Raw genomic sequence first — 13,609 nt, forward strand, 5'->3', positions numbered from 1 at the left:
GTCTTGCCCCCCGCTAACCTTTTTTTACGCTTTGCGCCTGCCTGACTGACAGTTTTGCGACCTGAATGACACAATATCCGCATATAATATGTTGATATAGACGCAAACGAACAAGGAGGATTGCATATGTATAAGACTATCATTATGCCGGTTGATGTCTTTGAGATGGCGCTGAGCGATAAAGCCGTCCGGCACGCGGAGTTTCTGGCCCAGCAGGACGGGGTGATCCATCTGCTCCACGTATTACCCGGTTCAGCGAGCTTCACCATGAGCCGGTTTACCGCCGACCTGCGGCGTTTTGAGGAGCATCTGCAGCATGAGGCGGAAACCCGCCTGCAGACCATGGTCAGCCATTTCAGCATTGACCCCTCACGTATCAAGCTGCATGTGCGTTTCGGCAGCGTGCGCGACATGGTCAACGAACTGGCCAGTGAAATAAACGCCGACGTGGTGGTGATTGGCTCACGCAATCCCTCCATCAGTACCCACCTGCTGGGATCCAACGCCTCGAGCGTCATCCGTCATGCCCATATCCCGGTGATGGTCGTCAGGTAAGGGTGAAGAAAAAGAGCATAAAAAAAGAGGCTACCCCAGGGTAGCCTCTTGGTTATGCAGGTCTATTGTCTGACTTGTTATGCGGTTTTCGTGCGGATCAGGTAGTCAAAGGCGCTCAGCGACGCTTTCGCCCCCTCCCCTGCCGCGATAATAATCTGCTTGTACGGCACAGTGGTGCAGTCACCGGCGGCGAATACGCCTTTGACGTTGGTTTCGCACTTCGCATCGATGACGATCTCACCCATACGGTTACGCTCAACCGCGCCTTCCAGCCAGGTGGTGTTAGGCAGCAGGCCGATCTGCACGAAAATACCCGCCAGCGCGACATGATGCTCATCGCCGCTCACCCGGTCACGGTACTGCAGACCGGTGACCTTACTGCCGTCGCCTTTCACTTCCGTAGTCTGCGCATTGAGAATGATATCGACATTCTTCAGACTGCGGACTTTATCCTGCAGCACCTGGTCGGCCTTCATCTCCGGTGCGAATTCCAGCAGGGTCACGTGCTCCACGACGCCCGCCAGGTCGATAGCCGCTTCCACGCCGGAGTTACCGCCGCCAATTACCGCCACGCGTTTGCCCTTAAACAGCGGACCGTCGCAGTGTGGGCAGTAGGTTACGCCCTTGGTGCGATACTGATCTTCGCCAGGCACGTTCATATTGCGCCATTTCGCCCCGGTGGCAATGATGACGCTGCGCGCCTTCAGCACCGCGCCGGAGGCGGTTTCGATCTGGTGCAGGCCGCCCTCTGTCGCCGCCGGCGTCAGTTTGGTCGCGCTCTGGGAGTCGATCACATCGACGTTATAGTCGCTAACGTGCGCTTTCAGGGCCCCGGCCAGCTTCTGGCCTTCGGTTTTCGGCACCGAAATGTAGTTTTCGATATCCACGGTATCCAGCACCTGGCCGCCGAAGCGTTCGCCCATCAGGCCGGTACGAATCCCTTTACGCGCAGAGTAAACCGCGGCCGCCGCGCCGGACGGGCCGGAACCGACGATCAGCACATCGTAAGCGTCACGCTGATTCAGCTCTTCCGCTGCGCGTTTTTCCGCACCGGTATCCACTTTGGCGACGATTTCCGTCAGCGTCATCCGTCCCTGACCAAACTCCTGGCCGTTCATGAACACCGCCGGCACGCCCATCACGTTGCGCTCGGTGATCTCATTCTGGAACGTCCCGCCGTCAATCGCCGTATGTTTGATACGCGGGTTGAGCACCGCCATCAGGTTCAGCGCCTGGACTACGTCCGGGCAGTTATGGCAGGAGAGCGAGTAGTAGGTTTCAAACTCAAAGTCGCCATCGATATCGCGGATCTGCTCCAGCAGAGACTGGGCCTCTTTCGACGGATGACCGCCGGTCCACAGCAGCGCCAGCACCAGCGAGGTAAACTCGTGGCCCAGCGGGGAGCCCGCAAAGCGTGGGCCCTGGTCGGAACCTGGGTTAGTAATCAGGAACGATGGCTTGCGTACCGCCAGCGTGTTGTCTTCTTTAAAGGTGACTTTGTCTGACAGTTCAGCAATTTCAGCCAGCAGTTCCCTGATTTCTGCCGATTTAGCGCTGTCATCCAGCGTGGCAATCAGCTCAACAGGCTTAGTCAGCTTCTCAAGATAGGCCTTGAGCTGGGTTTTCATGTTGGTGTCGAGCATTGTTATCTCCTGGGCTTAAAACATCATCATGCAAGCGGCCTTGTCAGGCTGCCTGAATGCGCTTGCATCATGATGTTGGAATAAAATGGGCGCCAAAGCGCCCTGATAATCTACGCAATTTCCTGAGCATTTCGCGCCAGAGCAAGGCGGCTAGCCTGACAATCCCCGGGAGCTTACACCTGTAAGTGATCGGGGTGAGCAGGCAACGCCAACGCCGCTATAGCGTGAAAGGCGACGGAAATTTAGATTTTACCGACCAGGTCCAGAGATGGAGCCAGCGTCGCTTCGCCTTCTTTCCATTTCGCCGGGCACACTTCGCCTGGGTGGGAAGCAACATACTGCGCCGCTTTGATTTTACGCAGCAGGTCAGACGCATCACGGCCGATACCTTCAGCGGTAACTTCGATTGCCTGGATGATACCCTGCGGGTCAACCACGAAGGTGGCGCGGTCAGCCAGACCTTCATCTTCACGCATGTTGTCGAAGTTACGGGTCAGGGCGCCAGTCGGGTCGCCAATCATCGCGTATTTGATTTTCGCGATGGTTTCAGAGCTGCTGTGCCACGCTTTGTGGGTGAAGTGGGTATCGGTAGAAACAGAGTAAACGTCTACGCCCAGCTTCTGCAGTTCTTCGTAATGGTCAGCCACGTCGCCCAGTTCGGTCGGGCAGACGAAGGTGAAGTCAGCCGGATAGAAGAAGAAGACGCTCCAGCGGCCTTCGGTGTCTTTCTCGGTGACTTCGATGAATTCACCATTTTTGAATGCCTGGTTTTTGAACGGTTTGATTTTGGTGTTAATTAAGGACATCTATACTTCCTCCGTGTTTTCGTTGAGGTCTAAGTTAACGAATTTTTCCTGACCCGACCAATGCGTTTACATTATCGAATCAATAAGCGTTATCTAACAACCGGAACAAGACAACTTTGTGAACCTGGCGACGCGTTCAGCGCTGTTCGCTGTTTTTCGCATCATTTGCCGCGACAAAAGTAAAAAGGCCACCTTTTCAGGCGGCCCCGTTACCTGAAATACCCGAAGGTAGGTTCAGCGCCAGTCAGACTGGCTATGTGTTGCGCTCTACATTACCTTAATGTAACAGCATCCAGGATTACATCACCCACGCCAGGAAAGGGCAATCCGTCGTTCTGCTGATCCTGCCTATAACTGTAATAGGTTTGGCAATCTTTCTTCCTTTCCTGCTGATTTTACAAGGAATACTCATGTTAAAACGTCTGCTGTTGCTCAGCCTTTTGCCTTTTTGCAGCTATGCGGAAGAACTACCCGCCCCGGTAAAAGCTATTGAAAAACAAGGCATTACTATCATCAAACCCTTTGACGCGCCGGGGGGAATGAAAGGCTGGCTGGGTAAATACCAGGATATGGGCGTCGCCATCTACCTCACGCCAGACGGCAAACATGCCATTTCCGGCTATATGTATGACGAGAACGGCAACAACCTCAGCGAGCAGTTGTTTCAAAAAGAGCTCTACACGCCGGCGGGACAAGAGATGTGGAAGAAGATGGCCAGCGCCCACTGGCTGCAGGATGGCAACAAAGACGCCCCCATCGTGCTATATGTCTTTGCCGATCCCTTCTGCCCTTACTGCAAACAGTTCTGGCAGCAGTCCCGTCCCTGGGTGGACGCCGGTAAAGTGCAGATCCGCACCCTGCTGGTGGGCGTGATCAAGCCGGAGAGCCCGGTCACTGCCGCAGCGATTCTCGCCAGTAAAGATCCGGCGAAAACCTGGCACGATTACGAGCAATCGAACGGCAAAATGGCCCTGACGATACCGAAGGCTATCCCGCCCGAGAAAATGAAAATGCTCAACGTCAATCAGCAGCTGATGGACGATCTGGGGGCCAACGTCACGCCAGCCATTTATTATATGAATAAGGACAATATGCTGCAGCAGGTGGTCGGCCTGCCGGATAAAGAGAAGCTACAAATTATGATGGGTGAAAAGAAATAATCTTATTGTGGAGTGGCGCCAGACAACAACCACCGCTGGCGCCGCTATCGACAATAAGATATATTAAGCAAAGCTTAATATTACTGGCCAAAAATAAATTCACACCACGCATATTAAGCCATTCAACATTCTTATTATGAATATTTCAATTCGCACTGATAATACACAGGACTGCATTAATGGCAAATCTTTACGACCTGAAAAAGTTCGATTTAAACCTATTGGTTATTTTTGAGTGTATATATCAACATTTAAGCATCAGCAAAGCGGCGGCGACGTTATTTATCACCCCGTCGGCGGTGAGTCAGTCATTGCAGCGTCTGCGCCAACAATTAAATGATCCGCTATTTGTTCGGGTCGGGAAAGGCATGACGCCCACCACCGCCTCCGTCAATCTTCATTATCATCTGCAACAAAACCTTGAACAACTGGAAAAAACAATCAATCTCAATAAACGCACCGAACTGCGAAAGCGTATTGTGATATATGGCCCGCCGCTGTTCTGTTCAGTAAACAGCCATTTTATGATTAACCAGCTCTGTCATCAGGCTAATTTACAGATTGAGCACCATAACCTGACCACCACGGAATCGGCGGAGGAGTTGCTGGCGTATCGCCAGGCGGATCTGGTATTCACCCGAATGCCCATCAACAACCGCGCTACTATTTGTCAGCCCTATAAGACGGTGCAGACGCTGGCGTTGTGCCGGAGGGACCATCCGCGGCGTGAGGAACTCACATCGGTTGAAGCGCTGGCGCAGGAGTTTTTTACCCACTTCATCACCAACGATCCCGTGATTCAGCGCGTTCAGCAGAGCAGCATGCCGTGGCTGAACCCGAACAATATCGCCTTTCGCAGTGACTCGTTTATGACCATTCTTAATATGATCAGTAAAACCGACTTAATTGGCTTCGTTCCTTCCTATTTATTTGATTTTATTTCACCCACTATGCAGCTTCACGTCATTAATATAGACAATCTCTTCCCGGATATCACAATATACATTAACCACCATCATTCATCTTCGCAGAATCATTTCTTATCTGAATTAATCAGCATTCTAATGGATGATAGAGTAGCATCACAACCACAAATTAATAACAATGGATAACATATCCACTATTTACCCCACATTGTCCGAATAAAAAAACGACCATTAAACTCCCGGCCCTCATCGTTTATACTGACCAAATGGGAATATCTCGTATTAAAGGATTAATGGTCATGTCGTTTATTAAATATCCCTTACCGGAGTCGGTGCTGCAGGCGACGGAACAGCGGATCCAATGGGTTCTGGATAATTTTTCACGCGTTTGCGTCTCTTTCTCTGGCGGAAAAGACTCCACCGTTATGCTGCATTTAACCGCGCAGGCAGCTCGGTTACAGGGCAAGAAAATCAGCGTACTGTTTATTGACTGGGAAGCACAGTTCTCTTGCACCATCGCCCACTGTGAAAAACTGCGCGCCCTGTATCAGGATGTCATCGACACCTTTTACTGGGTCGCCCTGCCGCTCACGACCCAAAATGCCCTGACGCAGTATAAGCCGCAATGGCAATGCTGGGAGCCCGGAGCCCGCTGGGTCCGCCAGCCGCCGCCAGGGGCGATCGCCCACCCGGATTATTTCCCCTTCTACCAACCCGGAATGAGCTTTGAGGCTTTCGTCAGCCATTTTGCCGAGTGGTTTTCCCAGCGGCGGCCCGCCGCCGTGCTGGTGGGCATTCGGGCTGATGAGTCGCTGAATCGCTTTATGACCATCTCTTCCCAGCGCAAACAACGCTTCGCTGACGATAAACCGTGGACCACCTCGGCGCCGGGGGGACACGCCTGGTACATCTACCCGCTCTATGACTGGAAAACCGCCGATATCTGGACCTGGTTTGCCAGAAGCGGCCAGCCCTATAACCCGCTGTACGATCTGATGTATCAGGCCGGGGTGCCGCTGCGCTACATGCGCATCTGCGAACCCTTCGGTCCGGAGCAGCGCCAGGGGCTGTGGCTGTACCATGTGCTGGAGCCGGAACGCTGGGCCGCGATGTGTCAGCGGGTCAGCGGCGCGCACAGCGGCGGCGTCTATGCCGGGCATGACAATCAGTTCTACGGTCACCGAAAAATCGACAAACCCGACCATTTGACATGGAAAAGCTATGCTCTTTTCCTGCTCGACAGCATGCCGGAAACCACCGCCGAGCACTATCGCAATAAAATCGCCGTCTACCTGCGCTGGTATCAGAAAAAAGGGATGGAAGATATTCCCGACACCCAGCCCGGGGACATTGGCACAAAGGATATCCCCTCCTGGCGACGAGTCTGCAAAGTGCTGCTCAATAACGACTACTGGTGCCGTCAGCTCTCGTTCAGTCCGACCAAAAGCAGTCACTATCAGCGCTACCGAAAACGTATGGAAAAACATCGTCAACAATGGGGGATATTATGCAACAACAACTAACGCAGGCGCTGGACGCTTTCCTGCAAACGCTGGATGATGAAGCGCGCATCGAGGCTATCAACGCGTTTCGCCAGGTGCTCCACCAGCGCAGCCCCTTCCGCTCCCAGCCGGTTGACTGCGTGCTGTGGGTCAAACAGGAGCAAGTCGCCCCCAATGACTACAATCCGAACAACGTGGCGCCGCCGGAAAAACGTCTGCTGCAGACCTCGCTGGAAGCCGATGGCTTTACCCAGCCGGTGGTGGTCATCCGCCAGGGTCCGCAGGCGTATACCATTGTCGATGGTTTTCACCGTCATGAACTGGCCTGCAGCAAAGCGTCATTGAAAAATGCCCTGCATGGCTATCTGCCGGTGACCTGTCTGCCGAATGAAACCGCCTCCCGCGATGGGCTGATGGCGGCAACCATACGCCACAACCGGGCGCGGGGACGTCACCAAATCCACGCCATGTCGGAGATTGTGCGCGAGCTGACCCGGCTCGGCTGGACACCGCAAAAGATCGGCAAAGAGTTGGGGATGGATGCCGATGAGGTACTGCGTCTGAAGCAAATCAGCGGCCTGACGGAAATGTTCGCCGGCCGCCAGTTCTCTCAGGCATGGACCATTAAATAACTATAGCTGGCACAAACGCGCCGCCGCGGCCAGCAGGGTCTCCGGTTGTTTAGCGAAGCACAAACGGATCAGCTTGTGCGGGAACGGGTCGGCGCAGAAGACGGAGAGCGGGATCGCCGCCACCCCAACCTCTGTCGTCAGCCAGCGGCAGAAGCTCACGTCGTCAAGATCGGAGAGGGCGCTGTAGTCCGCCAGCAGGAAGTAGGTGCCCTCACAGGGCAGGAGTTCCAGCCGGCTGGGGCGCAGCGCCTCAATAAACAGATCGCGGCGTTCACGATAAAACGCCGGCAGCTCGAGATAGTGCTCTGGCGCCTCGCGCAGCATATCGGCGATCGCCAGCTGCGCCGGGGTATTCACCGAGAAGGTCAGATACTGATGAACCTTACGCAACTCCGCGCTGATGGCCGCCGGGGCCACGCAGTAGCCAACCTTCCAGCCGGTCATATGAAAGGTTTTGCCAAACGAAGAGACTGCCACCGCCCGCTCGCGCAGCTGCGGATGCGCCAGCACGCTGGCGTGGCCGTCTTCGGCAAAGTTGATATGCTCATAGACCTCGTCGCTGAGAACATAGATCTCACGTTCGGCTATCGCCTGCCACAGGGCGGCAAAATCCTCGCGTTGCCAGACCGTGGCCGAGGGGTTGTGCGGGGTATTGAGGATCACCAGCCGGGTTTTGTCGCTCAGCGTCGCGGCAAACTGCTGCCAGTCGACGCGAAAATGCGGCGGCTGGAGCGCAATACGGTGTAATTCGCCGCCGGCCAGCGCCACCGCGGGGGCATAGCTGTCGTAGCTGGGATCGAAACAGACCACCTCATCCCCACGGCGCACCAGGGCGGTGATCGCCGCGTACAGGGCCTCCGTCGCCCCGGCGGTGACCGTGATATCGCTGTTGACGTCGGGTCGATATCCATACCGCTCCGCCGTCTTGTCAGCGATCGCCTCGCGCAGCGCCGGCACGCCGGTCATCGGGGCATACTGGTTCGCCCCCTGCGCCACGTGGTACGCCAGACGCTCCTGAAGATAGCGCGGGCCGTCAAAATCGGGAAAGCCCTGAGACAGGTTGATGGCCTGATGCTGCTGGGCCAGGGCGCTCATCTGGGTAAAAATGGTGGTGCCAAGTGACGGGAGTTTACTCTCTGGAATCAACGGGTTATTACTCATTCTTGTTTTACCGATTGTAATGCTGTTGTTGAAGCCACTATAACACGATGTTAATATTTGGCAATCAAGACGCTTAGACGTCTAAATGCTAATGTTATTCCACGCTACGCCCACTCTGGAGAAACCATGATCCGCGCCATCGTGACCGACATCGAAGGCACTACCAGCGATATCCGCTTCGTGCATAACGTGCTGTTCCCCTACGCCCGCGAACGACTGGCCGGCTTTGTGACCGCTCAACAGCACGCTGAGCCGGTGAGAACGATTCTCGACAACTTGCGCCGAGAGACAGACTCCCCCGCCGCCAGCACCGCCGACCTGATTGCTACCCTCTTCGCCTTTATGGACGAAGACCGTAAATCCACTGCGCTGAAGGCACTCCAGGGGATCATCTGGCGCGATGGCTACCTCAACGGCGACTTTACCGGCCATCTCTACCCGGACGTGCTGCCGGCGCTGGAGAAGTGGAAAGCACAGGGCATTGATTTGTATGTATATTCTTCTGGCTCCGTGGCAGCGCAGAAATTGTTATTTGGCTACAGCGATGAAGGTGATATTACTCATCTGTTTACGGGCTATTTCGATACCCTGGTAGGCGCTAAACGCGAAGCGCAGTCCTACCGCAACATTGCTGAACACCTGGGCCACGCCCCCGGGGCCATCCTGTTCCTGTCGGATATCCATCAGGAACTCGACGCCGCCGAAGCCGCGGGGTTGCGCACTGTCCAGTTGGTACGCGGCGATCGCGACCCGGCAAGCCACCACCCTCAGGTTCAGCGTTTTGACGACATTCATCCGGAGCAGATCCCAGCATGAGCGCATTAACCCTATTTTCTGTGACCGATCCGCAAACGCCGGTCTGGCACAGCACCGACGCCAAAGCGATTCAGGAGCAGCTTAACGCCAAAGGCGTCCGTTTCGAACGCTGGCAGGCCGACCGCGACCTCGGCGCAGACCCCAGCGCAGAAACGGTGATTGCCGCCTATCAGCATGCGATTGACAAACTGGTCGCCGAAAAGGGCTATCAGAGCTGGGACGTCATCAGCCTGCGCGCCGATAACCCGCAGAAAGAGGCGCTGCGGGAAAAATTCCTGAATGAGCACACCCATGGCGAAGACGAGGTCAGGTTTTTTGTCGAGGGCGCCGGTCTGTTCTGCCTGCACATTGGCGACGAGGTGTTCCAGGTGCTGTGCGAAAAGAACGATCTGATTTCGGTTCCCGCCCACACTCCGCACTGGTTTGATATGGGATCAGAACCGAACTTCACCGCCATTCGCATTTTTGATAACCCGGAAGGCTGGATCGCCCAGTTTACCGGCGACGATATCGCCAGCGCCTACCCACGGCTGGCGTAACGTCGTCCTGTCATCCATTACCGCCTGGTCAGGAGCCTTAAACTGCCTGGACCGCGCTTTCCCGGAGGCGGCGCATACTGCGCCTTCTCCGGGCTACCCGCCCCGCCGCCGGCGATCCTCCCACGCTTAAACCGCAATAAACTTCGGCGGGTCAAAGGCGGTGATCGGCGGCAGTTCCTCTCGCCACGGGGCGATTTCCACCCAACAACTCTGGGCGCTACAGCCCTGCCCCAGGCGCGAACTGCCGCGATCCGCGGTTAACACGTTGGGATTACCGTGCTTATCGAGGGTTCCTTTTTCATTCGGATCCAGAGGGTCATACCAGGCGCCGGTGGACATCTGTACCACCCCCGGCAAAATCTGTTCACTCAAATGCACGCCCGCCAGAATCGCCCCGCGGTCGTTATACACCTTCACCACGCTGCCTTCGTGGATGTCTCTTGCCTGCGCGTCCCGCGGATGCATCCACAGCGGCTCGCGTCCCTGAATTTTCGTCGCCCGACTGACGCTGCCGTGATCATACTGGCTGTGCAGGCGGGCGCGTGGCTGACTGGAGAGCAGATGAAGCGGCCAGCGCGCCGCCTCCAGTCGTTGCCGGGCAGCCTCTTCCTCATCCCACCAGGGATGGCCAGGGCATTCGCGATAGCCAAACCCGGCGACGGTAGAGGAAAAGAGTTCAATCTTGCCGGAGGGCGTGGAAAGCGGATAGCGCTGCGGATCGGCGCGAAAATCGGCGAGAAAGACCTGCGGCCGCTCCGGCGCACTGTATTCCAGCACCCCTTGCTGCCAGAAATCCTCGAACGAGGGCAGCGCAATGCCCTCCTCCTGCGCCCGCGGCCTTGACTCCTCATAGAGATGGCGCAGCCACTGCCCGGCGTCCCGCCCCTCGCTGAACAGTTCGCCGAAGCCCAGCCGCCCGGCAAGATCGAGGAAAATAGCGTAATCATCACGCGCCTCGCCCACCGGCGGGATCTGCGCGCTCATGGCAATCATAAATCCGTCATGACCGCCGCTGCCGATATCCTCTCGCTCCAGCGAGGTGGTAGCCGGCAGGACGATGTCAGAGAATTTGGCCTGCGCGGTCCAGTACTGCTCATGCACCACCACCGTCTCCGGACGGCGCCAGGCCTCGCACAGTCGGTTAATATCCTGGTGATGGTGAAACGCATTGCCTCCCGCCCAGTAGACCAGACGGATGTCGGGATAATGCAGCAGCTGACCGTCGAACTCATAGGCTTCTCCCGGGTGCAGCAGCATATCGGACAGCCGCGCCACCGGGATAACGCTGTCCACCGCATTTTCGCCGGCGGGCAAGCGCGGGCCGGAAAACGCTTTTCGCACCGCCCCCGCCAGGTTGGTACAGGCATAGCCAAACCCGAGGCCGCCGCCCGGCGTGCCGATCTGTCCCAGCAGCGCGGTCAGGGCCACCGTCGCCCAGTAGGCCTGCTCCCCCTGACGGGCGCGCTGGATGGACCAGGAGATATTCACCATCGTCCGGTGGCGGGCCATCTCCCGCGCCAGCTCGGCGATGCGCTGGGCGTCAAGGCCGGTAATTGCCGCCGCCCACGCCGGTGTTTTCGCTATGCCGTCATGCTCGCCCAACAGATACGCGCGGTAAGGGGCAAACCCGACGGTATGGCTGGCGATAAACGCCTGGTCGTAGAGGGACTCAGCGATCAGCACATAGCTCAGCGCCAGCAGCAGTGCGGTATCGGTGCCCGGCCGAATGGCCAGCCACTCGGCGTCGGGCACCGCGCTGAGGTCATTGCGCACCGGACTGATATTAATAAACCGCGTGCCGTTGGCCTGCATCTTATCCAGCCAGTACGGCAACATATGGTCATTGGCGCCGCCGCCGTTGACCTGGGCATTGCGCAGCGGCAGGCCGCCAATCGCGACAAACAGCTGACACTCCCGCGCCAGCTCGGAAAAATGGGTATGCTGACGATGCAGCGGGCTCAGCGGCCCAAGGATATGCGGCAGAATACGCTCGCCCGCGGCGCTGCTATAGGTATTGGTGCTGGCGGTATACCCGCCAAAGCCCTTAAGAAAACGGTGCAGCTGGCTCTGCGCATGGTGAAAGCGCCCGGCGCTGGCCCAGCCGTAGGAGCCGCCGTAAATCGCCTCATTGCCGCAGCGCGCCTTGACCGAGCGCAGCTCGCGAGCCACCAGGTCCAGGGCCACCTCCCAGCTGACTTCGACAAAGGGCTCCTTGCCTCGCCCTTCTCGTGACGCCGGCCCGTGCTGCAGATAGCCGGCGCGTACCGCCGGGCGACGAATGCGCGTTTGGCTGGTCACCGCGTCGGGGAGCGACTGACCGATGCGTGAAGGGTTTTTATCCCAGGGCACCGGCTTAACCGCCACGATCTCGCCCTCGCGGCTCTCCACCTGCCAGGTTCCCCAGTGCATCACCGTATAATTATGCTGTTTCTTCATAGCGCCCGCGTTCTTCTCAGCCTCAGGTTCGTTAAAATAAAGCGGGGAAATGCGGTAATATTGCTTACCCGGCCAGACATTGCGCTGCTAAAAAAAGCTTTAGCCCGCGCAATCTTCTCTTTTTCTCTGTAGATGCCGTATTTCCCATACACTCATAATAAACAGAAAATTGTCTTTATCTGCTAAATAAACACGGAATAAGCCAAAAATAAAACCACAAAATAAAAAGGCCTATCCGCCATCATGAAATATTTTCAGGTTCTTCATGACAAAATAAACTTTTTCTCTGGCGTTTCCGCGATATAACATTGCCGGCATAACTTAGACTTATTTTGTATTTGAGGTGGCGAGGTGCTTCTTGTCATGCTACCGGTCCGCAACCACCTTCATCACAGGATCATAATAACAATGTCGCAGAAGAGAAAATTATTGCCTGCCGCGCTGGGACTGCTTTCCCTTGCCTCGCTGAGCGTCACTGCCGCTGATACCCTCTCCTTACAGGGAAAAACCATTGGCGTTGCCGTAGTAGGCACCCAGCATTTCTGGGATCGCGAAGCTTTTAAAGGCGCGACAGAGGAAGTGGAGAAACTGGGAGGCAAAGTCATTGGCGTCGATGGCGGCCGGGATAATCAGGTTCATGCCAATAATCACGATATTTTACTGTCACGCAAGGTGGATGCGGTAATTAGTATTCTCGGCGACAGCGCCGTCGAACCCAAATTTAAAGCATTACGTGATGCTGGTATCCCGGTATTCACCGTGGATCATGTTTCACAATATTCGGTCAATAATACCACCTCCGATAACTACACTCTGGGCTCCACCATCGGTCGCTACATGGCGGACGAATTAGGTGGTAAAGGCAACGTCGCTGTATTTAATGCGTTCTCCAGCGCGCTGCGTATTTGCGGAATTCGTTACGATCAGTGGAAATATGTCCTTAAGGATTACCCGGATATTCATATTATCCAGCCCGAGCTCGCGGAACAGTTCGCCAACTCGCCGGAAGACGCGCGGAAGAAAACCCTCGAATTACTCAGCCAGTATCCGAAAGGCAAACTGGACGCCATCCATGTCGCCTGCTGGGATCAACCGGCCATCGGTATCGTCCAGGCGCTGGAAGAGACCGGCCGTGATAAGGACGTGAAAGTGACGGCCATCGACGCCGGTCCGGAAACGCTGGAGATCATGGCGGAGCCCGGCAGCCCCTTCGTGGCTAACGTCGCGCAGCAGCCGCATCTGATCGGCCAGACCTCCGCCGACAATGTGGCCCGCTACTTTGCCGGTCAGAAACTGCCGGTGCAAACCTTTATCCCGGTGATACCGGTGAAAGGTCCGCAGGAAGCGAAAGCGGTGTATAAACAGTTGGGATACGGCGAACTGCAGTGATAAATCAACACCCTGGCGGGGAGCGCCCCGCCGCGGGTCTGGTC

General features: G+C 56.2%; 12 protein-coding genes. 8 read left to right on the top strand and 4 right to left on the bottom strand.

Annotated features, from left to right (window positions below; translation table 11 throughout):
* Nucleotides 1-126 precede the first annotated feature (126 nt).
* Nucleotides 127-555, top strand: coding sequence for a universal stress protein UspG (gene uspG, locus ACQUTI_RS10990; protein ID WP_002894401.1), 429 nt, complete (start codon nucleotides 127-129; stop codon nucleotides 553-555).
* A 77-nt stretch (nucleotides 556-632) separates the two neighbouring features.
* Here uspG and ahpF read toward each other — a convergent pair whose 3' ends face one another.
* Both ahpF and ahpC read right to left on the bottom strand, forming a co-directional pair.
* Nucleotides 633-2,198: an alkyl hydroperoxide reductase subunit F gene (ahpF, locus tag ACQUTI_RS10995; protein ID WP_428923260.1), complete on the bottom strand. Its 1,566-nt coding sequence runs from the start codon at nucleotides 2,196-2,198 to the stop codon at nucleotides 633-635.
* A gap of 242 nt (nucleotides 2,199-2,440) precedes the next feature.
* Nucleotides 2,441-3,004, bottom strand: coding sequence for an alkyl hydroperoxide reductase subunit C (gene ahpC / locus ACQUTI_RS11000; protein ID WP_002894394.1), 564 nt, complete (start codon nucleotides 3,002-3,004; stop codon nucleotides 2,441-2,443).
* A 410-nt stretch (nucleotides 3,005-3,414) separates the two neighbouring features.
* Here ahpC and dsbG point away from each other — a divergent pair, with 410 nt between their 5' ends.
* The 4 genes from dsbG to ACQUTI_RS11020 all read left to right on the top strand — a co-directional run bounded on the left by dsbG (nucleotide 3,415) and on the right by ACQUTI_RS11020 (nucleotide 7,224).
* Nucleotides 3,415-4,164 (top strand): thiol:disulfide interchange protein DsbG, encoded by a 750-nt coding sequence (gene dsbG, locus ACQUTI_RS11005; protein WP_004885845.1) that lies wholly within the window; start codon nucleotides 3,415-3,417, stop codon nucleotides 4,162-4,164.
* A gap of 179 nt (nucleotides 4,165-4,343) precedes the next feature.
* Complete coding sequence (gene citR / locus ACQUTI_RS11010; protein WP_049004684.1) at nucleotides 4,344-5,276, top strand: DNA-binding transcriptional repressor CitR; 933 nt, start codon at nucleotides 4,344-4,346, stop codon at nucleotides 5,274-5,276.
* 113 nt (nucleotides 5,277-5,389) lie between these two features.
* Nucleotides 5,390-6,613: a phosphoadenosine phosphosulfate reductase gene (locus ACQUTI_RS11015; RefSeq protein WP_004885837.1), complete on the top strand. Its 1,224-nt coding sequence runs from the start codon at nucleotides 5,390-5,392 to the stop codon at nucleotides 6,611-6,613.
* A complete protein-coding gene (locus ACQUTI_RS11020) occupies nucleotides 6,598-7,224 on the top strand; it encodes an IbrB-like domain-containing protein (RefSeq protein ID WP_048323374.1) in 627 nt (208 codons plus the stop codon). Before ACQUTI_RS11015 ends, ACQUTI_RS11020 begins: the two co-directional genes overlap by 16 nt.
* Here ACQUTI_RS11020 and ACQUTI_RS11025 read toward each other — a convergent pair whose 3' ends face one another.
* The gene (locus tag ACQUTI_RS11025) at nucleotides 7,225-8,370 is read right to left on the bottom strand and encodes a pyridoxal phosphate-dependent aminotransferase (protein WP_254465480.1); all 1,146 of its coding nucleotides are present in this window, start codon (nucleotides 8,368-8,370) and stop codon (nucleotides 7,225-7,227) included.
* Between the two features lie 141 nt (nucleotides 8,371-8,511).
* Here ACQUTI_RS11025 and mtnC point away from each other — a divergent pair, with 141 nt between their 5' ends.
* Together mtnC and ACQUTI_RS11035 are read left to right on the top strand one after the other, a co-directional pair.
* Nucleotides 8,512-9,201: an acireductone synthase gene (gene mtnC / locus ACQUTI_RS11030; RefSeq protein ID WP_004885828.1), complete on the top strand. Its 690-nt coding sequence runs from the start codon at nucleotides 8,512-8,514 to the stop codon at nucleotides 9,199-9,201.
* Nucleotides 9,198-9,740, top strand: coding sequence for a 1,2-dihydroxy-3-keto-5-methylthiopentene dioxygenase (locus ACQUTI_RS11035; RefSeq protein ID WP_004885825.1), 543 nt, complete (start codon nucleotides 9,198-9,200; stop codon nucleotides 9,738-9,740). Before mtnC ends, ACQUTI_RS11035 begins: the two co-directional genes overlap by 4 nt.
* A gap of 126 nt (nucleotides 9,741-9,866) precedes the next feature.
* Here ACQUTI_RS11035 and ACQUTI_RS11040 read toward each other — a convergent pair whose 3' ends face one another.
* On the bottom strand, nucleotides 9,867-12,176 hold the full coding sequence (locus ACQUTI_RS11040; RefSeq protein ID WP_180404818.1) for a molybdopterin-dependent oxidoreductase: 2,310 nt from the start codon (nucleotides 12,174-12,176) through the stop codon (nucleotides 9,867-9,869).
* A 408-nt stretch (nucleotides 12,177-12,584) separates the two neighbouring features.
* Here ACQUTI_RS11040 and ACQUTI_RS11045 point away from each other — a divergent pair, with 408 nt between their 5' ends.
* On the top strand, nucleotides 12,585-13,565 hold the full coding sequence (locus tag ACQUTI_RS11045; protein ID WP_004885820.1) for a sugar ABC transporter substrate-binding protein: 981 nt from the start codon (nucleotides 12,585-12,587) through the stop codon (nucleotides 13,563-13,565).
* Nucleotides 13,566-13,609: the final 44 nt, after the last annotated feature.

The organism is Klebsiella sp. 7-CIP_Kleb. (genome assembly GCF_050378655.1).
Classification (GTDB): Bacteria; Pseudomonadota; Gammaproteobacteria; order Enterobacterales; family Enterobacteriaceae; genus Klebsiella; species Klebsiella quasipneumoniae.

What these genes read in the sequence shown, in the direction of transcription:
- citR (WP_049004684.1), top strand. Translation starts at nt 4,344, where the DNA reads ATGGCAAATCTTTACGACCTGAAAAAGTTCGATTTAAACCTATTGGTT.
- ACQUTI_RS11020 (WP_048323374.1), top strand. Translation starts at nt 6,598, where the DNA reads ATGCAACAACAACTAACGCAGGCGCTGGACGCTTTCCTGCAAACGCTG.
- ACQUTI_RS11040 (WP_180404818.1), bottom strand. Translation starts at nt 12,176, where the DNA reads ATGAAGAAACAGCATAATTATACGGTGATGCACTGGGGAACCTGGCAG.
- uspG (WP_002894401.1), top strand. Translation starts at nt 127, where the DNA reads ATGTATAAGACTATCATTATGCCGGTTGATGTCTTTGAGATGGCGCTG.
- ahpF (WP_428923260.1), bottom strand. Translation starts at nt 2,198, where the DNA reads ATGCTCGACACCAACATGAAAACCCAGCTCAAGGCCTATCTTGAGAAG.
- ahpC (WP_002894394.1), bottom strand. Translation starts at nt 3,004, where the DNA reads ATGTCCTTAATTAACACCAAAATCAAACCGTTCAAAAACCAGGCATTC.
- ACQUTI_RS11035 (WP_004885825.1), top strand. Translation starts at nt 9,198, where the DNA reads ATGAGCGCATTAACCCTATTTTCTGTGACCGATCCGCAAACGCCGGTC.
- mtnC (WP_004885828.1), top strand. Translation starts at nt 8,512, where the DNA reads ATGATCCGCGCCATCGTGACCGACATCGAAGGCACTACCAGCGATATC.
- dsbG (WP_004885845.1), top strand. Translation starts at nt 3,415, where the DNA reads ATGTTAAAACGTCTGCTGTTGCTCAGCCTTTTGCCTTTTTGCAGCTAT.
- ACQUTI_RS11045 (WP_004885820.1), top strand. Translation starts at nt 12,585, where the DNA reads ATGTCGCAGAAGAGAAAATTATTGCCTGCCGCGCTGGGACTGCTTTCC.
- ACQUTI_RS11015 (WP_004885837.1), top strand. Translation starts at nt 5,390, where the DNA reads ATGTCGTTTATTAAATATCCCTTACCGGAGTCGGTGCTGCAGGCGACG.